20 protein-coding genes are annotated in these 24,333 nt (G+C 63.2%); 7 read left to right on the top strand and 13 right to left on the bottom strand.

Features of this window, described 5'->3' with window-relative positions:
- Positions 1-61 precede the first annotated feature (61 nt).
- From ACSMXN_RS17755 to ACSMXN_RS17745, 3 genes are read right to left on the bottom strand one after another with little or no spacing between them, the layout of a single operon-like run.
- Positions 62-2,002 (bottom strand): propionyl-CoA synthetase, encoded by a 1,941-nt coding sequence (locus ACSMXN_RS17755; RefSeq protein WP_051148859.1) that lies wholly within the window; start codon positions 2,000-2,002, stop codon positions 62-64.
- Positions 1,996-3,336: an MFS transporter gene (locus tag ACSMXN_RS17750; protein WP_022913145.1), complete on the bottom strand. Its 1,341-nt coding sequence runs from the start codon at positions 3,334-3,336 to the stop codon at positions 1,996-1,998. Before ACSMXN_RS17750 ends, ACSMXN_RS17755 begins: the two co-directional genes overlap by 7 nt.
- Before the next feature lie 32 nt (positions 3,337-3,368).
- Complete coding sequence (locus ACSMXN_RS17745) at positions 3,369-4,061, bottom strand: methylated-DNA--[protein]-cysteine S-methyltransferase (protein WP_196811257.1); 693 nt, start codon at positions 4,059-4,061, stop codon at positions 3,369-3,371.
- Positions 4,062-4,142: 81 nt separating this feature from the next.
- On the opposite strand from ACSMXN_RS17745, the gene ACSMXN_RS17740 reads away from it, so the two are divergent.
- Positions 4,143-5,183, top strand: coding sequence for a class I SAM-dependent methyltransferase (locus ACSMXN_RS17740; RefSeq protein WP_022913143.1), 1,041 nt, complete (start codon positions 4,143-4,145; stop codon positions 5,181-5,183).
- Here ACSMXN_RS17740 and ACSMXN_RS17735 read toward each other — a convergent pair.
- From ACSMXN_RS17735 to ACSMXN_RS17720, 4 genes are read right to left on the bottom strand one after another with little or no spacing between them, the layout of a single operon-like run.
- The gene (locus ACSMXN_RS17735; RefSeq protein WP_022913142.1) at positions 5,180-5,818 is read right to left on the bottom strand and encodes a CoA transferase subunit B; all 639 of its coding nucleotides are present in this window, start codon (positions 5,816-5,818) and stop codon (positions 5,180-5,182) included. The genes ACSMXN_RS17740 and ACSMXN_RS17735 overlap by 4 nt on opposite strands.
- Before the next feature lie 2 nt (positions 5,819-5,820).
- Positions 5,821-6,612, bottom strand: a complete 792-nt coding sequence (locus ACSMXN_RS17730; RefSeq protein WP_022913141.1) for a CoA transferase subunit A — start codon at positions 6,610-6,612, stop codon at positions 5,821-5,823.
- Between the two features lie 57 nt (positions 6,613-6,669).
- The gene (locus ACSMXN_RS17725) at positions 6,670-7,380 is read right to left on the bottom strand and encodes a TIGR03089 family protein (protein ID WP_022913140.1); all 711 of its coding nucleotides are present in this window, start codon (positions 7,378-7,380) and stop codon (positions 6,670-6,672) included.
- Positions 7,381-9,075: an LCP family protein gene (locus ACSMXN_RS17720; protein ID WP_022913139.1), complete on the bottom strand. Its 1,695-nt coding sequence runs from the start codon at positions 9,073-9,075 to the stop codon at positions 7,381-7,383.
- Positions 9,076-9,222: 147 nt separating this feature from the next.
- Here ACSMXN_RS17720 and rfbB point away from each other — a divergent pair, with 147 nt between their 5' ends.
- Together rfbB and rfbD are read left to right on the top strand one after the other, a co-directional pair.
- Positions 9,223-10,227 (top strand): dTDP-glucose 4,6-dehydratase, encoded by a 1,005-nt coding sequence (gene rfbB, locus ACSMXN_RS17715; RefSeq protein WP_027139395.1) that lies wholly within the window; start codon positions 9,223-9,225, stop codon positions 10,225-10,227.
- Entirely contained in the window at positions 10,224-11,177 is a 954-nt protein-coding gene (gene rfbD, locus ACSMXN_RS17710) for a dTDP-4-dehydrorhamnose reductase (RefSeq protein WP_022913137.1), read from the top strand. Before rfbB ends, rfbD begins: the two co-directional genes overlap by 4 nt.
- Here rfbD and ACSMXN_RS17705 read toward each other — a convergent pair.
- Positions 11,156-12,301 carry a glycosyltransferase family 4 protein gene (locus ACSMXN_RS17705; protein ID WP_022913136.1) on the bottom strand — a complete coding sequence of 382 codons (1,146 nt, stop codon included), beginning with the start codon at positions 12,299-12,301 and terminating at the stop codon, positions 11,156-11,158. The genes rfbD and ACSMXN_RS17705 overlap by 22 nt on opposite strands.
- Positions 12,302-12,446: 145 nt before the next feature.
- On the opposite strand from ACSMXN_RS17705, the gene ACSMXN_RS17700 reads away from it, so the two are divergent.
- Positions 12,447-13,580, top strand: a complete 1,134-nt coding sequence (locus ACSMXN_RS17700; protein ID WP_022913135.1) for an FkbM family methyltransferase — start codon at positions 12,447-12,449, stop codon at positions 13,578-13,580.
- 31 nt (positions 13,581-13,611) lie between these two features.
- On the opposite strand, the gene ACSMXN_RS17695 is transcribed toward ACSMXN_RS17700, so the two are convergent.
- From ACSMXN_RS17695 to ACSMXN_RS17675, 5 genes are read right to left on the bottom strand one after another with little or no spacing between them, the layout of a single operon-like run.
- A complete protein-coding gene (locus ACSMXN_RS17695) occupies positions 13,612-14,811 on the bottom strand; it encodes an ABC transporter ATP-binding protein (protein WP_022913134.1) in 1,200 nt (399 codons plus the stop codon).
- A complete protein-coding gene (locus ACSMXN_RS17690; protein WP_022913133.1) occupies positions 14,811-15,713 on the bottom strand; it encodes an ABC transporter permease in 903 nt (300 codons plus the stop codon). The genes ACSMXN_RS17695 and ACSMXN_RS17690 overlap by 1 nt, the downstream gene beginning before the upstream one ends.
- Positions 15,710-17,278 carry a glycosyltransferase family 4 protein gene (locus ACSMXN_RS17685; protein ID WP_022913132.1) on the bottom strand — a complete coding sequence of 523 codons (1,569 nt, stop codon included), beginning with the start codon at positions 17,276-17,278 and terminating at the stop codon, positions 15,710-15,712. The genes ACSMXN_RS17690 and ACSMXN_RS17685 overlap by 4 nt, the downstream gene beginning before the upstream one ends.
- Positions 17,275-18,879, bottom strand: a complete 1,605-nt coding sequence (locus ACSMXN_RS17680) for a glycosyltransferase (RefSeq protein ID WP_022913131.1) — start codon at positions 18,877-18,879, stop codon at positions 17,275-17,277. Before ACSMXN_RS17680 ends, ACSMXN_RS17685 begins: the two co-directional genes overlap by 4 nt.
- On the bottom strand, positions 18,876-19,880 hold the full coding sequence (locus ACSMXN_RS17675; protein WP_022913130.1) for an FkbM family methyltransferase: 1,005 nt from the start codon (positions 19,878-19,880) through the stop codon (positions 18,876-18,878). Before ACSMXN_RS17675 ends, ACSMXN_RS17680 begins: the two co-directional genes overlap by 4 nt.
- 138 nt (positions 19,881-20,018) lie before the next feature.
- Between ACSMXN_RS17675 and ACSMXN_RS17670 the strand changes: the two genes are divergently transcribed.
- The 3 genes from ACSMXN_RS17670 to ACSMXN_RS17660 all read left to right on the top strand — a co-directional run bounded on the left by ACSMXN_RS17670 (position 20,019) and on the right by ACSMXN_RS17660 (position 24,326).
- Positions 20,019-21,005: a GDP-mannose 4,6-dehydratase gene (locus tag ACSMXN_RS17670; protein WP_022913129.1), complete on the top strand. Its 987-nt coding sequence runs from the start codon at positions 20,019-20,021 to the stop codon at positions 21,003-21,005.
- A gap of 29 nt (positions 21,006-21,034) precedes the next feature.
- Positions 21,035-22,009 (top strand): GDP-mannose 4,6-dehydratase, encoded by a 975-nt coding sequence (locus tag ACSMXN_RS17665; RefSeq protein WP_455407610.1) that lies wholly within the window; start codon positions 21,035-21,037, stop codon positions 22,007-22,009.
- 148 nt (positions 22,010-22,157) lie between these two features.
- Positions 22,158-24,326: a glycosyltransferase family 39 protein gene (locus ACSMXN_RS17660; protein WP_022913127.1), complete on the top strand. Its 2,169-nt coding sequence runs from the start codon at positions 22,158-22,160 to the stop codon at positions 24,324-24,326.
- Positions 24,327-24,333: the final 7 nt, after the last annotated feature.

Here is a 24,333-nt window from a genome sequence, read left to right as displayed (position 1 = left end):
GGACTCCGCTCGGTCAGACCCTGCCCGTCAAACCTACCGGCCCGGTGTTGCCAATGGCAGCTCAGCGAGGGTGCAGCACACTGCGAAGCTCGTCCAGAACGGCGACGTCCTCGATCGTCGAGGGCACCGCCGCGTCCTCGCCGTCCGCGAGCTGGCGCATCGTCCTTCGCAGAATCTTGCCCGACCGGGTCTTCGGCAGCCCAGGCACCACGTCCACTCCGGCCAGCGAAGCGATCGCGCCTACCTGCGAACGAACAAGCGCAGCAAGCTCGAGCTTCAACTGATCCGTAGAACCGGTGAAACTAGATTTCGTCACGACTAGGGCACGGGGGACCTGGCCTTTGAGCGGATCGTGAACGCCGATCACCGCGCATTCGGCCACCGCGGGGTGCGATGCCAGTGCAGCCTCGATCTGGCCCGAAGACAATCGGTGTCCGGCCACGTTCAATACGTCATCGGTTCGACCCAGTACGAACAGGTACCCATCGGAGTCAAGGTAGCCACCGTCACCGGTGACGTAGTAGCCGTCGACCTCGGACAGATAGGAATCGATGTAGCGCTGATCGTCGCCCCAGATCGTCTGCAGCGTGCCCGGCGGCAGCGGCAATTTCAGGCAGATCGATCCTTGCCGATCTGCTTGATGTTGACTGGCATCCTGAACTGGCTCGGCATCGCTGGACTTACCCTGCAGGCGCGGTAGCTCCTGACCGGCCTCATCGAGCACCCGCACATCGAAACCGGGTACCGGCACGCTAGGCGAGCCCGCCTTGATAGGCATCGGATCGAGGCCCCGCAGGTTGGCAGCGATCGCCCAGCCTGTCTCGGTCTGCCACCAGTGATCGACCACAGGCACCCGAAGGTGATCGGTGGCCCACTGATACGTGTCAGGATCGAGCCGCTCGCCGGCGAGGAAGAGCGTACGAAGCGAACTCAGGTCGAACTTGGTCATGAGCTCGCCCTCTGGGTCTTCACGCTTGAGCACCCGGATGGCGGTCGGAGCCGTGAACAGTGCCTTGACCCCGTATTCGCTGACGATCCGCCAGAATGCGCCAGCATCCGGGGTGCCGATGGGCTTGCCTTCGTAGAGCACCGTGGTCGCTCCGGTGAGCAATGGCGCGTACACGATGTAGGAATGTCCGACGACCCAGCCGACATCGCTGGCGGTGAAGAACACATCGCCCGGCCCGATGTCGTAGATGTTGGTCATCGACCACCGGAGTGCGACGGCGTGGCCGCCGTTGTCACGGACGATGCCCTTGGGCTTGCCGGTCGTTCCAGAGGTGTAGAGGATATAAAGCGGATCCGTCGCCGCAACCTCGACGCACTCGGTGGGTTGAATCGCCGACGAACGCATCACGCTTGCGTAGTCCACGTCCAGATCGCCCAGAACAGCCTCGGCTTGCGGCCGTTGGACGATGACGCAACGCTCGGGTTTGTGCGGCGAAAGTGCTATCGCCTCGTCCAGCAGGGATTTGTAGTCGATGATCCGGCTGGTCTCGATCCCGCAGGAAGCCGACACGATGACCTTCGGGGTGGCATCGGCGATGCGTCCGGCGAGCTCGGCGGACGCGAAACCGCCGAAGACGACAGAGTGGACTGCGCCGATGCGCGCGCACGCGAGCATCGAGACGACTGCTTCCGGGATCATCGGCAGATAGATGAGGACTCGATCGCCCTTGACCACGCCCAGGGCGCGCAGTACCCCCGCGAATTTCGCGGTTTGCTCGGTGAGGTCGGCGTAGCTGAAGCGCTTTTTCGTGCCGGTGACGGGTGAATCGTAGATCAGTGCGGTCTGATCGGCGCGCCCGAGTGCGACATGGCGATCGAGGGCGTTGAAGCAGGTGTTCAGGGTGGCATCAGGAAACCACCGATACAGCGGCGCGTCGCCTCGATCGAGAATTCGTACCGGGTTGCGAATCCAATGCACGCCGGTGGCAGCTGCTCGCCAGAACGAGTCGGGATCGGAAAGGCTGTGCTGATAGGCCTCGGGGTAGTTCACAATGCGACTCCCTCAGCGGCGACCGGCCCGATGGCCGTGCCGGGTCTGCTGGCCGGGGGATGCGCGGTGCTGACGTATTCACCTCGCTCCCGGATAGTGAAGAACAATAGAGCAGCCCCGACGCATAGAGCGCCCGCCGTGAGCCAGGCGATCCGGTAGTCGCCGGTATGCGCGCGCACGGCTCCGGCGAAGGATGCCGCGATACCGGCGCCGATCATGTGCGACGCGTAGACCCAGCCGAAGACGACGCCTGACCGTTCTACGCCGAAGTGTTCGCGGCACAGCGCCACCGTCGGCGGCACTGTCGCGACCCAGTCCAAGCCGTAGAAAACGATGAACAAGAACAGCGGTGGGTCGACCGTCGAACCCAGCACCGACGGCACGATGAGCAGCGACAAGCCGCGCAGGCCGTAGTAGGCCATCAGCAGGTTGCGGGGGTCCATCCGGTCGGTCAGCCAACCGGAGCCGATCGTGCCGACAATGTCGAAGATGCCTATCAGTGCCAGCAGATCCGCCGCCGTGGTCGGCGGCATCCCGTGATCGTGGGCGGCCGGAATGAAGTGCGAGCCAATGAGGCCGTTCGTGGACCAACCGCAGATGAAGAACGTGACCATGAGCACCCAGAAGGTCCAACTTCGCGACGCGCGGAACAGGGTCGTGATCGCGAGGCGAGCCGGGCTGTCGGTCGAATCCTCCACCATTCCGGGATTTTCGGCGGTTGCTCCGTAGGGTTTGACACCGACCGATGCTGGGGAATCGGCAAGCAGCCAGATCACCAACGGGACCAGGAGCAGCGCGAAGGCGGCGACCAGCGCGACGGCGGTGCGCCAACCGTGTCGTGCTATCAACTCAGCCATCAGGGGCAGGAACACCAATTGGCCGGTCGAGGATGCGGCGGAGAAGATGCCGGTAACCAAGCCGCGACGTTCTACAAACCAGCGGTTGGCGATGATCGCACCAAAGACCAATGCCATCGAGCCGGTACCGACACCGATGAGTACGCCCCACGCGACGACGAGTTGCCATGACTGCCGCATCACGATCGTGGCCAGGCACCCGAGGACGACGAGGCTCAGTGAAATCGCGACAATTCGTTTGATCCCGAACTTCTGCATCAGAGCGGCTGCAAACGGTGCGGTCAGCCCGTAGACCACCAGGTTCACGGTGATCGCAAAGGAGGTGGTCGATCGCGACCAGCCGAACTCGTGTTCGAGCGGCTCGAGCAGTACGCCGGTGGACGACCGGAAGGCCGCGGAGGCGATGAGCGCGAGGAAGGTGATGCCGGCAACCAGCCACGCCCGGTTCAGCCGACGGTTGGATTGTTGAACCGTGGTCACCGATCCATCATGCAGGATTCAGCGCGGTCTGATCAGCGCAATTGCGGACGTGTGCCGCCTAGATCCAGCCGCTGGGTCGGATCCCACCCGAGCGTAGGTGGCAGTACGCCCTCGAAGGTCAGCAGCCAACGCTTGGTCTCCAGGCCGTACGGACTTGAGCCGGCCTGCTGCTCAGCGGGTCGGTCTCGCTGACCGCCGCTGTAGCCGCCGAGGCCACCTGCGGCAAGCACTCGGTGGCAGGGGACAACGATGGGCAGCGGATTTGCCCCCATGACCGCACCGATTCCCCGAGCTGGGATGCCCGTACCGCTTAGTTTCGCGAGTTCGCCGTACGTGACCGACTCGCCGAAGCCGACCGAGTCGTGCAGCGTCATCAGAACGGCTTGGCCGCCTCCCGTCGTGAGCTGCCAATCGAGAGCCACCTCAAACTGCTCGCGGTCGCCGGCGAAATACTCCGATAACTCGCCGCGGGCTTGGGCGGCGTGCTCCACAGCGAGGGCCGACGGGGCGACCGGCCGAGCCAGGCGCTGAGATACCAGGCGGTCAAGCAGCGAACCCGGCTCGCCCCACTCGAGCGCGAGCAAGCCGATCGCGGTCGCAGCAATGCTCAACCGCCCCACCTGGGTCTCGAGGCCGCTCAGCGCGATATCGGTGGACACGTTCACGACGACCAGTCTGCACGGTGCCACTGACAGCCAGCGCTGTTCGACATCCACTCCAGCCACGCCTGTAAGCTCGCGTCGGCTGCCTTGCAGCTGCCTGCCGGCCAGTGTCCGCTACTAGACGATCACGAAAGGCATGCCAATATGCCGCTAGAGAACGCGTACGCGTCGGTCCGCGTCAAGGCTCGCCGAACTGCGGGCAAGGCGTTGCGAAGCAGCCCAGCACCGGTGCAGGACGCCGTACAGCGCGCCCGCACCAAGGTGAGCGCCGCGCGCCAGGCACGCGTGGAGCGCAAGCGGTGGGCCAAGGGAACTCTGGTGTGGCAGACGCCGCCGGTTCCACTTCCCGACGGCCTCACCTTCGAGGAGATCGAGCAGACCTTCCGGTCCTGGTCGGTGAACGGCGAGCCAGTCGGCCACATGAACGACTACGTCACCGATTCCAAACTACGTTTCCTCTACACCTGGGGACTGGTCCGCGACGACTCCGGCAGCTGTCTCGAGCTCGGAGGCAACCCGTACTTCACCACATGGCTGTTGGAGCAACACAGCAAACTTGATCTGAGCCTGGCCAATTACTACGGCGAGCGCGGCGAGACAACTGAGACCGTTTCGTGGTTGCCGCCTGGGGCCAGCGAGCGCGTCGAGGTGGCACGGCACTCGCAGATGTTCAACGTCGAAGAGGACGAATTCCCTTACCAGGACGACTCCTTCGATGTGGTGCTGTTCTGCGAAATGATCGAGCACATGCTGATGGACCCGTTGGCGACGTTGCGTCAGATCCATCGTGTCCTCAAGCCCAACGGTGTCCTCATTCTCACCACGCCGAACGTCGCGCGGATCGAGAATGTGTTACGCCTGTTGAGCGGCGCGAACCTCTATGACCCGTACTCAGGCTACGGTCCGTACGGGCGACACAATCGCGAGTACAACCGACACGAATTGCATCGTCTGCTCGACTTCGCAGGCTTCGAGGTCGAGACGTCATTTACCGCAGACGGACATCCCTCCGACGCCACCAAGTGGGAGTTCTACGACGACGCGGCGCCGTTGATCGAGTACCGCAAGGCTGATCTCGGCCACTATCTCTACATTCGAGCCCGCGCCAGCCGCGCACCGCGGGAGGGGTTGCCGAGCTTCCTGTACCGAAGCTGGCCAGAGGGCAAGATCGTGCGGTTCGACTAACCCAGCGCGTTGATCAGCGCCGGTTCGGTGGCATTGCGCACCTCGTCCTCGCTGACACCCGGGGCGAGTTCGCGAAGTAGCAGGCCTTCGCCGGTGACGTCGATGACGGCGAGGTCAGTGATGATCTTCTGAACACAGCCTTTTCCGGTCAACGGCAGGCTGCAGGCGGCAACGATCTTGGGGCTGCCGTCCTTGGCGGTGTGTTCCATCATCACGATGACCTTGCGAGCACCGTGAACCAGATCCATCGCTCCTCCCATGCCCTTGATCATCTTGCCCGGGATCGTCCAGTTGGCAAGATCACCATTGGCCGCAACCTGCATCGCTCCCAGAATCGCAACATCGATGTGGCCGCCGCGGATCATCGCAAATGACGTTGCCGAATCGAAGAACGATGCGCCGGGCAGCACCGTCACCGTCTCTTTGCCCGCGTTGATCAAGTCCGCATCGACTTCATCGTCGTAGGGATACGGGCCGACGCCGAGAATGCCGTTTTCCGATTGCAGGACGAGGTGCACACCGGCGGGTACGTAGTTCGGCACGAGAGTGGGCAGGCCGATGCCAAGATTGACGTATTGACCATCGCTCAACTCGCGCGCGACGCGCGCAGCGAGTTCGGTTCGCGATAGCGCCATACTCAGTCTCCTGTTTCTTGGCTCGCCAGGCCGGAGGGCGCATCGTTGCGCTGACGGACCGTGCGTCTCTCGATCCGTTTGCCCGCGATGCCGACCTCGACGACCCGTTGGACGAACACCCCGGGGGTGTGGACTGCGGCTGGGTCCAGTTCGCCGGGCTCCACGAGCACTTCCACCTCGGCAATCGTCACCCGGCCGGCCATTGCGCAGAGCGGATTGAAGTTTCGCGCCGAGGCGTCGTAGATGAGGTTTCCGTGGCGGTCGCCTTTCGCCGCTCTGACGAGCGCGAAGTCGGTGACGATGCCCTGCTCAAGCACGTACTCCTGGCTGCCGAAGACTCGGGTCTCCTTCGCCGGCGAGGCCAGCGCGACCGAGCCGTCGGCGTTGTACCGCCAGGGCAAACCACCCTCGGCAACCAAAGTTCCGACGCCGGCAGGAGTGTAGAAGGCGGGTATTCCTGAACCGCCAGCGCGCAGGCGTTCGGCCAAGGTGCCCTGGGGGGTCAACTCCAGCTCGAGCTCGCCGGAGAGATACTGTCGCGCAAACTCACGGTTTTCGCCTACGTACGAGCCGATAGTGCGCCTAATGCGGCGCGCGAAGAGCAGCACGCCAAGGCCGGCCTCGTCGACACCGCAGTTGTTCGAGACCGTCTCCAACGAGCTCGACCCGAGGGCGAAAACCGCGTCGATCAGCACATGCGGGATGCCGCACAGACCAAAGCCCCCAACCGCGAGCGATGAACCATCAGCAATGTCGGCTACCGCCTCAGCCGCGCTCGAGACGACTTTGTCCATCTGGATTCATCCCTTTCGACGGAGCCGCTGGTGCGATCGTGCTAATCGAATGGTGCCTCATCGAATGACCGTCACGTGCTCGGCACTCGCCCGGCTCGCCAGCTTTGCCGGATCAGCATTGCTCACCAACACCACCGAACCGCTCACCGCCAGCGGGGCCAACAGCGCTTGCAGCCATGCCGTTGCAGTGAAGTCCGCCGCTGACCACAGCAGCCGACCGCCCGGTAATAGTCCCAAATCCGCCGCGGACGCGCGGGCAGATTTGGCCAACTCGGCGCGAGAAAGACCGTCCAGGCCAGCGTCGGCCTCAGTACCGCGCGCCCGCACTGTTGGCCAGGCGTCCGGGTGTGGACGTACCGAAGCTGCGTAGTCGGACATGCCGCGGGGCGGCTCGGCTGAGCGAGCCATCGACAGCAGTGAGACGGCGAAGACATCAGCTACGTTGCTGAGGTCGGCTTTCTCCAGCGATGCGGCATCGCCGAATGCGACAGCGGCGTTGCTCGGGTCGGACACGATCTCCAGCCCGGCGAACCACGAACCGAACAGGATCGGTGCCGCGAGCCAGTGCACCGGCAGGCTCAGGTAGGCACGGTCACCGGGTCCAAGACCGAGCTCATCGATGAGCATGAAATGAGTCTTCGCGACCCAGTTCGCGAGGGACTTGGCCGACAGCTCAGCGCGCTCGCCGCTGGCGTCGTCGTAAAAGGTGATCAGTGGCCGCGTCGGGTCGTTCGCCAGTCGGTCGTCGAACAGCGATTCGGGTGTCATCTAGTTGATGCAACCTGCGTCGGCGGCGGTGGTGACCTGAGCCGCGCCGGCAGTGCTGGCAGAGCCTGCGGCGGCCGTGGCTGAGCCTGCGGCGGTACTGGCTGAGCCTGCGGCGGTACTGGCTGAGCCAGCAGCAGGGTCGGTCGCAGGCGGGGTGGTGCTGACCGGCATCAGCGACTTGACCTGGACGCCGTTGTTGCCCAAGAGCAACGTGACGGTCGTGACATCGGCAGTCTGAGTCAGCGTGGCCTGCGGCACCTGGGCCTGCAGCGCCTTGGCCGCGGCCTCCATACCTTTCGGATACCGGATGGTCGTACGGTCAAGTACGTCGGTGGTCGCCGGCGGGACCACGGTCTTGAAGCCGACGGCACGCAGGGCGGCGGCGTTGGTGTTCTCCAGCCCATTCGCGTTCGCGTCGTTGACAACGGTCACGGTGACCGAACTCGGTGCGGCAGCCTTGACGGTCTGCAGCGCCGTCGAAGGCGCGATGCCGATCAGGCTGTCGATGAAGGCAGGCATGGCAGCGGTGTTCACCAGCACGACGTTCTGCGTGCCGCCGTCGATCTGTTCGTCCTGGGTGCCGTTCGTCGGAATCGTCGTGAACTTGATGTTGCCCGCCTGCAGGTTCTGCATTTGCTGGGCCAATTTCAAGGGATCCAAACCTTTGTGACCAGTCGAGTCACCATCGAGTTGGAGTGAGCTCGTGATGGCTTTGAGCAGGCTCTGCAGCTTGAACGGATTGAGTAGCGTGCCCGCCGAGGCCATCTTGCGAAAGACCGCTGACAAGAAGTACTGCTGGCGCTTGATTCGATCGAGGTCGCCGCCTGCCAGACCGTGTCGCTGCCGCACGAAGGCCAACGCGGTCTTGCCGGAGATCGTGTGGTGACCCTTGGAGAGCTCGAGCTGCGAGTAAACGTCGTTGACGTCGTTGTTGAGGCAGACGTCGACGCCGCCGATGGCATTAGATATACGCACGAAACCGATCAAGTCGACCTGGACGAAGTGGTCGATGCTCAGCCCGCTGAGATTCTCGATCGTCGTGACCAGCAATTGAGCACCGGCGGACTTGTCACCGTTGGAGTCGGAAAGGCCGTCGGTGTATGCGGAGTTGAGCTTCGCCATGCCGTGGCCGGGAATATCGACGTATGAGTCCCGCGGGAACGAGATGATGCTGGCCTTGCTTCCGTTCGCCGGGACGTGCAACAACATCATGGTGTCGGTGTTCAGGCTGCCGCCGTCGGCTTCGATGCCCAAAGCTGCGAGCTCGGCCGGCGTGGCAGAGCTACGGTCGTCATTGCCGACGATCAGAATGTTCTGGTCTTGGCCGTCGATGTTTTTCTTCGAGGCCGCCGTTCCACCGGCGGAGATCGCGTTCACCCGCTTGATGTCGGCACTGAAGTTGCGGTAGGTGGCCCAAGCCCAGCCGCTGCCGAGCAGGACGACGAGCGACAGCATTGCGCACACGATCTGAACCCCGAGGGTCGCGCCCGCTACGACATCTGCACCCGACCGCCTGCTGGCTCGGCGCTCGCTGCGGGTGGGTCGTCGCTCCGTCGTTGCGGGACCGTGTGAGGCCGCAAAACTGGGGCGCCCGGACCCCGATGGGCCCGCCCGTCGGCGCCCACGACGTGGATCGAGCTCCGGCGGCAGTTCTGGTTTGCCCGGATAGTCCGGTCCGTCATTGTCGAAAGGCACCCGTGCAGGCTACCTGTGGAGTGTGAGGACCTATCACAACCAGGGACCGGTATACTCCGTCACCCACCTCACACCCCGCCGAAGGACCCCGTCACTTCGGCGTCTTCGCCTGTGGGTCTGTCAGCTGGATGTGAAAACATGCATGGCATGCGCATCTTCGTCACCGGCGGCGCCGGGTTTATCGGTTCGCAATACACCCGCGAGATCCTGACCGACAGCTACCCGGCATTTGCAGGGGCCGAGGTGACGGTATTCGACAAGCTGACCTACGCCGGTAACCTGGCCAATCTGGCGCCGGTCTCCGAGAGCCCGCGCTTCAAGTTCGTTCGTGGCGACATTTGCAGCGCCGCTGACCTCGATGCCGCCTTGCCCGGCCACGACGTAGTGGTCAATTTCGCCGCAGAGTCGCATGTCGATCGCTCGATCACCGGCGCGGCCGACTTCATCCAGACCAACGTTCTCGGGGCCCAGCAGGTGTTCGATGCAGCGCTACGGCATCAGGTCGGCAGGGTTGTGCACATCTCCACCGACGAGGTGTACGGCACGATTGATGACGGCTCCTGGGTTGAGAGCAATCTCCTGGAACCGAATTCGCCCTATTCGGCCGCCAAGGCCGGTTCGGACCTGATCGCCCGGGCATACGCGAAGAGCTACGGGCTGAATATTTCGGTTACGCGCTGTTCCAATAACTACGGGCCGTACCACTTTCCGGAGAAAGTCATCCCGTTGTTCGTGACCAATCTGCTGGACGGTCAGAAGGTGCCGCTCTACGGCGAGGGGGCCAACGTTCGCGACTGGTTGTATGTAGCTGATCACTGCCGTGGTATTCAGCTCGTCGTCGAAAAGGGCCTGCCGGGTGAGTTCTACAACATCGGCGGCGGCCGGGAATTGTCGAACAAGGTGCTGACCGAGCTGTTGCTCGACGCGACGGGTCGAGACTGGTCTTACGTGCAGCCGATCATCGATCCGCGCGGCGGCGGCCACGACCTGCGATATTCGGTCGACTATTCCAAGGTCGCTGAACTGGGCTACGCCCCCCAGATGAGTTTCGAGCAGGGCCTCGCGGAGACCGTTCAGTGGTACAGAGACAATCGCGACTGGTGGGAACCGCTCAAGGATCGGGCGGGCGTCGCGCATATCGAGAAGGTGTGAGCACGCCTACCCGCCCGCTCCGCTGGCTCGTCACCGGTGCCGCGGGCCAGCTGGGTAGCGATGTGCAGCGGGTGCTGAACGACGCAGCGCACGCGCCTGGGGCCGAAGCGCCGGCGGTCCTGGCTCTCGGCTCGTCCGAGCTGGACATCACCGATCGCGTCGAGATCGACCGCGTGATCTCGGAGTTCAAGCCGGACGTCATTCTGAATGCGGCTGGCTATACGGCCGTCGACCAGGCCGAAAACGACGAGGCCCGGGCCTTTGTGGTCAACGCCACCGGGCCGGCCCTGTTGGCAGCGGCTGCTCAGCGATCGGGGGCGAAACTGCTGCACATCTCCACGGATTACGTGTTCGCAGGCGATGCGACGACACCCTATGCAGTGGACGAGCCGACCGCTCCGAAGTCCGCCTACGGACGTACGAAGCTGGCGGGGGAGCAGGCGGTTCGGACGCTGGCCCCCGACCACGGGTTCGTGATTCGCACTGCCTGGGTGTACGGAGCGGCCGGCGGGAATTTCGTGAAGACAATGGCCGGGTTCGAACGTAGCCGAGAAACCATCTCGGTGGTCGACGACCAGGTCGGATCGCCAACCTGGTCCTACGATTTGGCACGTGGGTTAGTCGAACTTGCGCACAGCTCCGCGCCCGCAGGTGTCTATCACTGCACGAATTCAGGCTCGGTGACTTGGCACGGTTTGGCGCGCGCGGTGTTCAGCGAACTAGGCGCGGACCCGGCCAGGGTTTTGCCGACTACGACCGAGGCTTTTCCGCGGCCTGCGCCCAGGCCCGCGTACTCAGTGCTTTCGGATGCGGCCTGGCGCGCTGCTGGGCTTACTCCGCTACCGGACTGGCGTGTCGCATTGCATGCGGCGTTCGAACGGGACAGTGAGGCGCTTGCGGGCCGGCCTGCCGGTGGCACGGCGGAGAGTCAGGACAGCGCCAACTCGTAAGCTTTCCGACTCGATGCCACGCAACTCTGCCAGGTCCAGCGTCTGGCCCGGGCCACTCGGGCAGCTCGTACGGCAGGGTCGCCGCCATCGGCCGAAGCCGCCCGGCTCAGCGCCGCCGCCCACCCCTCGACGTCATTGGGAGCAACGAGGTCGGCGGCCTCGCCGAGTACCTCTCGGGTGACGGCCAGATCACTGGCCACTACCGCTGTTCCGGCTGCGAGAGCCTCCACCGGCGGCAATCCGAATCCCTCATAAAGAGAAGGGAAAGCCAGGCACCTCGCCGCGGCGACGACCCGCTGGAGCAGTGGTGTCGCCAGATAGCCGGTAAGCCGTACCGCGCCGGGCGCGAAGGTGTCTAGTTGCAACGCGGGCCCCCAGCCCGTCGGGCCGACCAGGACCAGCGGGGGCACGTCAGCGCGCTCGTCACGAAGTCGGCGGTATGCGGCAATCAACGTGCTGAGATTTTTGCGAGGTTCGAGTGTTCCGACGGCCAAGAAATATTCGCTCGGTAGATCGAGTTCGGTCCGGTCCTGCCTGGTCAATGGCGACACGTCGAACCAGCTGGCATCAACACCTGGAGACGCCACGATCACCCGGGCTTCGTCGATGCGATATTCCGCGACGATCTCATCCGCCACCGATTGGCTCAGCGTCGTAACGATCGCCGCGCGGCGGATGCCGTCCGGTACCAGATCACGGTATCGCAGCGTTTTCGCAGTGACAGTATGTGGGAACCGAAGATACGAAAGATCATGCACCGTCAGCACACCGGCAGCGTGACGTAGCGGCGGAAGCACGAAGTTCGTGGCGTGGAATACGTCCTGGTCACCACAGAGGGTTTCGACCTTGGGATGACCGGTCCGCGACCAGCTTTGCTGCAGCAGCCGCGCCGGAGCCCGAGACCCCCGGGCCCTCACGCTGTCGGGCAGGTGGGCTGAGAGGGCGTGGCTACCTGCCGAACTGAATGCCGTAGCGGTGATTGCCAGATCGTGGCCGGGCCCGCTAGTGCCGCCCTGCTCGCCAAGCGACCCACCCGCTGCCAAACCGTGGATCAGATGGTCGACGTAGGTACCGATGCCGGTTCGGGCGCCGAGCAACGGCGTTGCGTCGATGCCCAGCCGCATAGCCCTGCCTCCCCGCATTGCGCGGTTCGTCCGAACCGCGTTTGGTAGCCCAGCAGACGCTACTGGACGCCGACGGTCGACGTTGCCAAGGCGGTGAATCCTCTAGACTGTGGACTGCCCACCGCCCCATCGAGAGGATCTCGCTGTGAACTCATTCCCCGACGACGACCTCGTCGGGCTCGACGACGGTGCGGTGCGGCGGGTACTCATGACGGCTTCCTGTTCGGACGCCGATGAGTTGCCGAAGGTTGCTGGCGCCGGTGAGGTGTTCGAGGTCGACGGTGCGCGAATGCAGCGTATGCACAACGGATTGGTCATCGAAGAAGGCAGCTACTACGGGCCGATGATGACAGCGATCATTCGCCGCCTGCGGGGCCACCACGAGCCTCAAGAAGAGGTCGTCATCGACGCGATCATTCGACGGCTCAAGGGCGAGCTCGCCGATCGAGCCGACACCGATCCGAGCGCACCGGTGTCGGTGTTGGAATTCGGCAGCTTCTGGAGCTACTACAGCATGTGGTTCTGCGCGGCGATCGAGCAGGCCCGCGCGGTCGCGATGGAGCCTGATCCGGCCTACCTCGCGGTGGGGAAGAGACACGCTGAGGCTAACGACCTCGCGGACCGCATCACGTTCTTCAGCGGTGCGATTGGTGATCGACCCGGAGAAGAGCTGGAATTCGTGGCTGAGAGCGATGGCCTCAGCTACCCGGTTCCGATGTATGACCTGCAGACATTGATGGCTGCCGCCGGAGTGAGCCGAGCCGATGTGGTTCTCGTAGATGTCCAGGGCGCAGAAAGCATCTTGCTAGAACGCGCCAAGCCAGAGTTTGCAGCCGGTGCGGTGCGGTTCATGGTCGTCTCGACGCATCACCAGGTGATCTCCGGTCAGGCAATTACGCACCAACGCGCGCTGGAGTTGCTGATCGATGCGGGTGCACACGTGATCGCCGAGCACACCGTCGGGGAATCCTATTCGGGCGACGGCCTTATCGCTGTCTCCTTCGATCCACGCGATGCCGATTTTGTAGTGAATGTCAGCCATGCCCGCTACAAAGACAGCCTTTTCGGCGAGGTTGAATACGAACTCGAGACCGCCCTTGCCCGGGCGGACGCAGCGGAGAACGACAGCCAGCATGCCCATCGGCACATCGCACAGCTCGATTCGAGGATCGAGCAGCTCGAGGCTGAAAACAGGGCTCTCGCAGAGCAGGCTGCTCGGGGGAGCAATAGCCGGGCCAGGCAGCGCCTCGGCCGCTTGATGAGTAAGCGGACTTCCTGAGGCTGAAACGGTAGCGCAGTCGTCCGGAGCGCTAACCGACCGTCAGTTCGGACTTGGCGTACACAATCCCAAGTGTCGTGCCGTCCGTTTGCACGCTGAAGGTTGCGGCGTCGACCTTACGATCGATCTCGACCCCTGAACCCTCGGCGACGGCGGCGATAACGCTTATCTGCCCCTCTCCGAGGAAGAAGTCATTGACGCGGAAGGTGAAGGTCTGAAGGCCTTGAAAGGTCGGCAGCGCAATCCCCAACAGCTTCGAATTGGTGCCGTAGACGCCCTGGCCTGAGGAGTTTTCCAGGCTGAAGCCGACAATGCCATTTGCCAGCGACGTGTCTGCTTCGACATCGATTTCGACGCAGACCGTTGAACCCGAGTTGAGGACTGCACGACTCCTACCGTCGGCGTCGGTCACTCGCACAGCGGCGATTCGTGCACTCGTGGTGGCAGTCCGCTCGCCGGAGACCCTCTCGCGCGCCCGCTCAGCGTTACGCACCTCCTCGAAGTCAGCCCGAAGATGGCGTAGGGCGTCGCGTGGCTCGCCGTCGGCAACCACGATTCCGTGCTCTAGTACGACCGCCCGGTCGCAGACCTCAGCGACCTGGTCAAGGGCATGGCTCACCAGAATGATGGTGCGGCCTTCGCTCTGAAAGCTGCGGATGCGGTCCATGCACTTGCGCTGGAAGGGCTCATCGCCGACCGCTAGGACCTCGTCGACGAGGAGGAGGTCCGGATCGACATGCACTGCGACGGCGAAGGCCAACCGCACGTACATACCGGAGGAGTAGAACTTGACCTGGGTGTCGATGAACTGTTCGATACCGGAGAAGTCCACGATCGCATCGAAGTATTTTTCGGTTTGTTTGCGCGTGAGACCAAGAATCGACGCGTTAAGAAATACGTTCTCGCGTCCGGTCAGGTCCGGGTGGAAGCCTGTCCCGAGTTCGAGCAGCGCAGCGAGGCGGCCGCGACGCGTCACACTGCCGGCTGTGGGCTGAACGATGCCGCCGATCAACTTCAACAACGTGCTCTTGCCCGAACCGTTGGGCCCGATGAGGCCTATCGTCGAGCCGGAGTCGATCTCGATATTGATGTCGCGCAGCGCCCAGAAGTCGTCCTTGTGCAGGTTCGAGCGGCCGAAGTTGACCAAACGCTCTTTGAGCGATTTCTCCTTGCGGATGACGAATCGCTTGGAGACGTTCTCGATCCTGACAACGGTCGTCGCGTCGTTCATCACAGCTCCTGCGCAAAGTTGCTCTGGAGCCGGGCGAAGACGCGTTGTGCGATCCACAGGAACACCAACCCGATCAACAGCGAAATGACCAGGTCCTGACCAATGTGCGGCGGCACCTTCTGTGCATCGCCCCGGACCCAAAATGCACGTTGGAAGCCGAACACGGCGAGCGCCATCGGGTTCGCCAGATAAATGGTTTCGAGCGTGCCGGTGACGTGTTGGGATACGGCCTGCCACGTATAGACAACGGGAACCGACCAGAACATGAACATGAGGACGATCTCGACCAGGTATGCAACGTCGCGGAGGTAGACGTTTACTGCTGAAAGCAGAAATGCGAGCGCAGTACTCCACACGAGGATGACGGCGACAGAAAGTACCGCGAACAACAGCCGATCACCGGTCGGTGGCTTGCCCACCAGGAAGGTCGCGCCAATCAGGATTACCAACTGAATCCCAAAGTTGAACAGGGCAGAGCCCACCACGCTGAGCGGGAACACTTCGCGCGGCAAATACACCTTCTTCACCAGGCCTGCGTTGGCGATGATCGAGTTGGTTCCGAGGCCTACGACCTCTGCGAAGAGGTTCCATGCGGTGAGCCCGGCGTAGATGAAGACGGCAAAGTCTGGCGTGTTGCGCTGTGCGCCGAGGAACTTGCCAATCGCCACGTAGTAGACCGCAAGCAGGGCGAGGGGACGTAGCAGGCTCCAGAAGAACCCGAGGGTGCTGTCCTTGTAGCGAGCCTTCAACTCCCGCCGAACGAGCATGCCCAGCAGCTCACGATGAGCCCAGATGTCTTTTATCGAGAAGAACGTTCCGCGGACGAACCCCCGCGTTGGCCCCGCCGCGACCATCGGCTCGGACGCCAAACGGGCGGTGCGTTCGTCGACGATGGCGCTCACGCGTGGACCTCGGCTTCGTCTTGGCTGACTGTCTGGTGGTCAACTGGAACCAGGCAGTCCCACACCTCGGCCGCGTAATCGTCCCAGCTGCGGCGGGGCCTGGCGGCGGCATCGGCGGCAAGTTGATCTCGCAGTTCGGAATCGGTCAGCAGCCGACGCATCGCGTCGGCAAGTTCGTGATCGTCTCGAGGATCGACCAGTAGTGTCCCGCCGTCCTTTGCGATTTCGGCCATGCTCCCAAATCCAGACGTGACAGCCGGAGTGCCACTGGCAAGTGATTCCGCGACGGGCAGGCCAAATCCCTCATTAAGCGAGGGAAATACTGTGAAGTGGGCGATCCGGTATGCCGCCCACAGGAGATCGTCGGTGAGCCCGGCAACCGACTCCACCGGCCGACCACCCTGGCGGAGTTCGTTGAGTCGTCGGACGAACAGTTCGCCGTTCCAGGAATTACCCCCGACGAAGACCAGGTTGAAAGAGTGCCCTTCCCGCCAGAGCAACTCGGCGGCATGCAGCACGGCCAGGTGATTCTTGCGCGGTTCGTGACTCCCGACAACGAGCACAAGGTGATGAGTTGCGATGTGGAATCGCTCGCGCGCCTCGGCAATTGCCGCCTCGGATGGTTCCGGCGCCTCGACGGGCAGGACGACAGGGGTGATATCCGGCCCAGCGATACCGGCGGCTTGGAGCATGTCTCGCCAGCCCACGTACTCCACTGCGGCGCCATGGGAGATGGTGGCGATTCGAGCGGACTTGGCCATCGCGGCAAGGTTGAGTGAGAATGCGCCGCCCATACCAGCAGCTACGGTTTCGGCCGAGGTAATCGGAACGCAGTCAAAGCCGATCGCTGAGACGGTGCCGCGCGAGAACTCGGCGATACTTCCGACTGACCTTGTCCTGGGCGGCTCAGCACCGAGTTCTGGAATCAACAGCGTGCTCTTCCAAGGGATCAGCACCGTCGATTCGGGTCGATGGTCATTGGTCGATGTCCGGCGGCCGAAGAGCGCCCGCTGTTGCTCATCGGCGCTGAGCCGGCGTAAGTGGTCGTATCGGTTCGACCAGCCCACGAGCACAACGTCGTGATTTTCGGCCCAGCGGCGCGCGGTCTCACGTGCGACCCGCTGGATGCCGGTGGCGAAAGTCGTCTGAGATGTGTGCTGGAGGTCGACCAGAACCGCGTTGGATACCACCTCTACGGTCGGCCACCGCTGATCACCTCGCAATAGCTCCAATCGCGGTGCGACCAACAACGGACTCAGCGTCTCCAGGGCACCGTCGAGCATCGTCGTCCGAGTTGCGTTGAGGACCTCGCGTTGCAAGACATTCCGGCCCGAGATCACCGAAAGCGCCAGCCAGTGTTCGGATGCGTCACTCGCTTCGAGCCGGCTCGCGAGCGCAGCGAGCAAGGTCTTGGAGTCCAGCGACTCAGCGACCTCCCGCGGCGCCCCGAGCGCGGCGAGTATGGTGCCGATCCGCGCACGGAGCGCGTCCCGGCGGCGGTTTCCCCGGTAGTCAATATTTCGCGCCAGCCAGCCGAGAGAAGGACTTCGTGCGGGCTTGTTCATGAACTACTCTTCCTCGCATTTGCTGACGTCGGCACCAAACCAGGCCCGTCGGCCGCATCGCCTACTGCATTGTCTGCTGGCTCCTCCGTCAGGAGTGCATCGTCTGCCAGGAGCTGCCACAGTTCTTGAGCGTAATCGGCCCAGCTGCGTTTGGGTCGCATATCAATCTCAGCAATCAGGTTCGAGCGAACAGCCTCGTCGGTCAACAAGGTGCGCATCGCATCGACAAGTTGCTGGTCGTCGCGAGGGTCGATGAGCAATGCTCCACCGTCGCGACCAATCCGACCTGTGCTGCCGTATTCGGTCGCGACGACTGGAGTCCTGGCGGCGAGTGATTCAGCGACCGGTAGTCCGTAGCCCTCGTGCAGCGAGGCGAAGACTGTGAAGTGTGCGCGCTGGTATTCGGCCTGCAGTTGAGCATCGGTAACCCGGGACCGAACCGTGATCGGTCGGCCTCGTGCACGTAATCGCTTTACTTTGTCTGGGAATTCCCGTCCCCATCCGCTGCCGCCGATCAGAACGAGTTGAAAGTCTCGACCTTCACGCCAGAGGACTTCGGCGGCGTACAAGAGGCCCAGTTGATTCTTTCGCGGCTCGAAGGTCCCCACCGATAGGACCGTGGGTGACTCGGCCGCCGATGCCGATGCCGGTTCGGCCGTCGAGGTAAGGAGTGACTCCGCAGGGCCGGCGATTTCTACCGGCAACTCGCAGGCGCTGACGACCGGGGCCGCGAGACCTTGAGTCGCGAGCATGCTTGCGAATCCACGGAATTCCGCCGCCGAGGATTCGCTGATCGCGGCGATCCTCGCGGCGTGCTTGATGGTCGCCAGGTAGTGCACGAACCGCTCCGATTCACCATCGGGCATGAGATCGGCGCTGACCACGGGAATGCAGTCGTACCCGATGACCGTGAGTTGGCTTCCGGAAAACTCGGCAAGAGCGGCCAGCCTGCGGTTCGCCGCTGGCGGAGGCACCTCGGGCAGGACGACCACGCTGCGCCACGGCACGACCAAATCCGTCTCCGTGGTCTCGGTTGGGATATCGATATCGACCAGGGACTCCCAGTTGGAGACCCTCGCGAGCTCGGCCTGGGTCAGATGTTGGTACGCACCGAAGGTTGGGGTCCACGCGACGGGCATGAATTGCGGTTTGGACTGCCACCGAGGGACGAGCTGCCGTACGACCCGCTGAATACCGGTATGAAGGTCGTTTCGGGCCGTGAACTGTACGTCGACGAGCACTCGGTCGCGGACGATGTTGATGCCGTGTGCTGCGGTGCCTGTCGTTTCCCCGACGCGGTAGGGCACGCTCAGCAGCCAGACAGCGATTTCCAGCGGATCGCGCAGTTCCAGCTCGCGACGGGCCCTGGCGAACTCTTCCGGAGTCGGGAAGGTCCCTGATACCGCGGTCAGCAGCAGCCACAACCGATCGGGCGCTGGATCGTCGTGGATCGAACTCGCCAGCAGACCCAGGTTCAGGGAGGCGTCTTCGGCGGCGTTCGCGACTGGGTCCGGCACTTCGCTGAGAAGGACCTCGGCTGCACTACGTAATCGCTGAGCGAGCGCCGAGGAGCCAGTTGGGCTCTCCTGCGTTCGATTCATCGTCCTGACCTCGCCCGAGCCCTGACTCGGAGGGCAAAGGCAACCTGGCGGTCCAATCGCGGCCGTACGCGCCGGATGGGCGCGGTGATGCGCCATGAAATTGTTCGGCGCATCGCCTCGAGTTCCTGTTGAGCATCAGGTGAAACCGGCCGGCCCGAGGAGACATTCGCCATTCCCTCGATTGCCAGAGCGCGCCACCGAACCACCTCGCGTGCGGCGCCGTGCAACTCCTGGTCGAGACTGCCGACGCGCTCGCGCAGACCGGTCAGTTCCTCATGATCGGCGGTCTCCTGGGCGGTCGGCACGCGGGTGTAGTTGTCGAGCACACAGGCCGGGTAACTCAGCATCTGTCCGATCTGATCGGCCCGTTCGGTTGCTACGTAGTAGCGGGAGAGCCCGTCGAAGAGGCTCAACTGATAGCCAGCGCCCACGACGAGATCCTCCCACGCGCCGTGCGTGGACTCATTGGTGAGCGGAGCAGTGGCTTCGATGACCAGAACCCACGGGCGCCAGGTCGTGAAGTCCATGGACTCCAGCACCGCTCGTTCGGAACCCTCGGTATCGATCGTCATGAAGTGAATCGGGTCGCCGGGGCTGAGGTGTTCGGCGAGCACGTCCCGAAGGGCCCGGGCTGCGACCTTGATCTCATGCGGCTGCCAGCCCGCTTCGCGGTGTCGTTCGCTGATGTCGGCGACCGCCGTCGACAAGCCAGTGTCCGGTATGTCATAGAGCGTGATGGAATCGACGGGCTCCGCGGTGATGGCGGCTTCGACCATCGTGTCGCGTGGCCGCTCCTTGCGATGTTCCTCCGCAAAGGCCGGCACTGGTTCGATCGTGATCCCGCTCCAGCCAGCGTCGTAGAAGGCTTTTGAGATCGAGTAGTGGGAGGGTGAGTTCGCACCGATCTCCACATATCGGCCCCCGGACACCTGGTGCAGTGCCCTCCAGAGGACGACGTCCTCGCCGTTTTGGGCATGAGAGACTAAGTACGGAGCGGTCACTGGGACATAATAGGGCCGCTGCGGGCTGTAACTGGCCGTGTCGAGATGCCACGCGGCATAAACGATTGCTAGTACGGTGCCTGATGTACACCGGCCGACTGCATTAACACTGCATTGACATGAATTGACGAGGTACTGATGCCACGCGCGCTCATCACTGGGATAACTGGCCAAGATGGCCTTTACCTGGCCGAGCTGTTGCTGTCGAAGAATTACGAAGTCTTCGGCCTGATCCGCGGTCAGAACAACCCGAAGCGCGAACTCGTCGAGACGACCGTGCCAGGCGTTCAACTACTGACGGGCGACCTGACAGATCTGTCGAGTTTGATGCGCGCCCTGCAGTCGTCCCAGCCCGACGAGATCTACAACCTCGGTGCAATCTCGTTCGTCGCGTACTCGTGGGAGAACGCTCGGGTCAGCTCCGAGGTCACCGGCCTTGGCGTTTTGAACATCTTGGAGGCGGCGCGCCTGTACGCCGGTGCAGATCTGAGCAAGGTGCGGTTCTACCAGGCGTCGAGCTCAGAGATGTTCGGCAAGGTGCAGCAGGTTCCCCAGAACGAGCACACCCTGCTGTGGCCCCGTTCACCGTATGGCGTGGCAAAGGTGTTCGGCCATTACATGACCATCAACTACCGCGAGTCCTACGGCATGCACGCCTCCTCCGGCGTGTTGTTCAATCACGAATCGCCAAGGCGCGGACCAGAATTCGTGACTCGCAAGGTCACCCGCGCCGTCGCCAGAATCTCACTTGGGCTCCAGGACCAGCTCTCCCTGGGCAATCTCGACGCCAAACGTGACTGGGGCTTTGCCGGCGATTATGTCGACGCGATGTGGCGGATGCTGCAACAGGACGAAGCCGATGATTACGTCGTCGCTACGGGGCAGACCCATTCGATCCGAGAGTTACTGGACATCGCGTTCGCCCGCGTCGGCATCGACGACTGGGAGAAGCACGTTTTTCAAGATCCGAAGTTCTTCCGTCCCGCCGAGGTCGACCTGCTCATCGGTGATCCGAGCAAGGCCCGCGAGAAGCTCGGTTGGCAACCCCGGGTGGGCTTCGAACAACTCGTCGAGATGATGGTCGATTCGGACCTGACCGAGCAACGTCTGCTCGCTGGCCTGTAGTCGCCTTGACCACCGCTTTCGTCACGGGCGTGACGGGCCAGGACGGCGGATACCTCGTCGAACAGCTCGTCGCCGAAGGCTGTGCCGTGCACGGACTCGTGCACGAACAAGACCTCACCGCGCAGGAGTTTCGTGACCGGAATCTCCCGGTCACCTTGCACACGGCCGACCTTTCCGACGCCCCTGGCTGCACGGCACTGATCGAAGAGATCGCCCCTGACGAGATCTACCACCTGGCTGGCGTGAGCTCCGTCGCTTTCTCCTGGGAACAACCGGTTGTCACCGGGCAAATCACCGGCCTGGCGGTCGCCGTCTTGCTTGAAGCGGCCTGGCAGTCGCAGGAGAAGACCGGTCGGCCGGTGCGCTTTGTGCAAGCCTCGAGCGCAGAAATCTTTGGAAATGCACAGGTTTCACCGCAAAATGAGCTGACGCCGCTGCGGCCGACGTCGCCGTACGGCGCAGCAAAGGCTTACGGTCACCATCTCGTAGGCGTCTACCGAGGCCGCGGCCTCGGGGCAAGTGCCTGCGTGCTTTACAACCACGAGTCACCGCGCCGGCCCCCGCAGTTCGTTACCCGCAAGATCACCCGGGCGGCCGCCCGAATCTCTGCCGGGTTGGAACGCGAACTCGTCCTCGGCAACCTCGAGGTACGCCGGGACTGGGGCTGGGCACCTGACTACGTCGCGGCCATGATCCGTACTGCGCGGCACCCCGAGGCAGAGGATTTCGTCATCGCCACCGGGGAATCTCATTCGGTAGGCGAATTCGTGGCGGCGGCTTTCGCCGCGGCTGGCGTTGAAGCGTGGCAGGACCTGGTCCGAACAGATCCCGAATTCGTCCGTCCGGTAGATGCCACCGAGCAGGTCGGCGATTCGGCGAAGGCTCGATCGGTGTTGGGCTGGGCGCCCACGGTTACGTTCGTCGAATTGGTCGAACGGATGGTCGCCGCCGATCTCGCGGACTTGCCCCATCGCTCCAGCGGCAATCCCTCGAGCGGTAACTAGCCGTCTACATCCAACGCGTCTACATCCAATGAGGCGGCTCATCTTGGACGAAGGTTTAACCTGTAACGTCAGCCAGAATGAAAAGTCGTGACGTACGCGTGCTGAACCCTTTGACGCGGGCCGACCGCTACACCAGAGGACTTCATTAGTGTCTACGTTTGATCATGTTGCCGAGCCGACAGCGGTGGCCGATCCAGACTCGTCTGCGCCCGCAGAAGGCGATTCGACCCGCGGTGATTCCGAACCGGGTCGGCTGGCTTCGACCGCCCCCCGTGACCAACTTCCGCTGTGGTTCGAGCGAGGGCTCGTAGTCGCGGTTTCGGGTGTCATCTTCTTCGGCGGCTTCGGGCTACTGATGGCCGTGCTCGGGCACTACAGCGCCCCGCTGGTGTTCAGTGTCGGCGCCGTGGCAACGCTTGCCGCATCAGCCCTCGCGTGGCCGAAACGCGACCGAACGGCGCCGCGCGATGGCCACCGTGCTTCGAACGCGGTGCGCCTACCAGCGATCGGGATGTGCATTGTCGCGCTGGCATTCCTGGCCTGGAACGGCAAGGACAACGGGCACTACGTCTCCATAGACCGGGACCCAGGTGTCTACGCCGCCGCTGGCAAGTGGATCGCGACCAACGGGACCCTCGAGGTCCCCGCAGGCACCGACTGGGTTACCAAAGGCACTGAGTTCAATTGGGCTTCTGCGGGTATGTACCCCGAGGGCAACGGCCGTCTCGAGTTCCAGTTCAATCACCTCGCACCGGTGCTTTTCGCCGAGGGCGAGGACATTGGCGGTGACCGGCTGCTCTTTCTGATGCCCGCCTTACTCGGAGCGCTGGGGCTGTGCGCCATCTACGCGGTCGGGTGTCGACTGGTGCGCCGACCTTGGATCGCGTTGGCCGCAGTCACCGCCCTGGCCGTTTCGTTGCCTCAGATCTCGGTGGCCAGAGACACCTATTCCGAGACGAGCGCGCAGTTCTTGCTGTGGTCTGGCTTGTGGCTATTACTGATGGCGTATGAGAAACGGCGCCTGGGGATTGCCCTGCTAGCGGGTCTCGCAGTCGCAGGAACGATGCTCAGCCGGGTCGATGCGCTCGTGTACTTGATCCCGCTCCCGCTTCTGGGCGCCGCCGCCTTGCTTGCCGTGCGAACTCGCGAAGACAAACGGTTCTTGTGGCGGATGTACCTGATGGTGTTATTGGGCGCTGTGCCGATGACGGTGCTCGGGACGATCGACGTCAAATACCGCAGTACCGGCTATTACGCTGCGCTTCACAGCCAGATCTCCCAGCTGCGAGTCGGTTTCACCGTATCGGTAGTCGGCGCACTGCTCGTGCTGTTCATCTGGCCCCGGTTGTCGGGCCTGCAACGATGGGCACAAAGCCATCGGGCCGGGCTGGGGATCACAGTCGCAGCGGTGTCGGTTTTCGGGCTATTGGGCGCCTGGGCGCTTCGACCTGCTCATCCGGTCCGCGCAGCCGGGCCGGCAGCGGCCACAATCGCCGCAGCGCAAAAGGCCGAAGGGCTCCCACTGGACCCAACTCGCACGTACAGCGAACAATCGATGGTCTGGTTGTCTTGGTACCTCGGTGCGATCGGGCTGGCGCTGGCGATCGTCGGTATCGCGATCCTGATCGTCAGGCTGTTTCGCCGTCCGGAGCCCGCGATCGCGCTCGTGCTCACGGTTGCCGGGATCGGCACAGCGCTTTACATCTACACACCGCAAATCACTCCGACCCAGATCTGGGCGATGCGCCGCTATGTTCCCGCTGCGCTGCCGTTCCTGGTTCTCGCCTCAGCGATGGCGATCGATACCGGCATGGCTCTGTTGCCGAAGCTGACGCTCAACCGAGCGTGGCTCCGGTTGGTGCCGGCGGCCGCGGTAACAGCGCTGATCGCATTCCCATTAGGTTCAGTCATTCCAGTGCGGAGCTTTCAGTCGCAAGCCGGATTCATCAGCGTGGTAAACAGGACTTGCGATGTCATCGGGCCCAACGCTGCAGTTTTGCTCGTGCCAGATGATCGATTGCGCCTTACCTTTCCTCAGACGATGCGTAGCTATTGCGGCGTAGAGGCAAGTCAGTTGTACCGGGCAGTGTCTGCGGCTGATCTGAAGACGGTCGCCGATGAGTTCAAGGCCGAAGGCAAGACCTTGTGGGTCATCGGCTCGACTCCGGCGCTGATCGACAAGTCGGCGCCCGGCCAGGACCCGGTATTTGTCGGGCTGGCTGTCAATCCGCTCAAGTTGAGCGAAACGCTCACCAGGCCACCCGCTACCTACACGACTGAGCAACTGCAGATCTTCGTCGCGAAGGTCGCTCCCTGACCGCTCT

It is taken from the genome of Parajatrophihabitans canadensis (assembly GCF_053764775.1).
The sequence above is the reverse complement of the archived record's forward strand: the minus strand, read 5'-3'. Positions and strand labels throughout refer to the sequence as shown.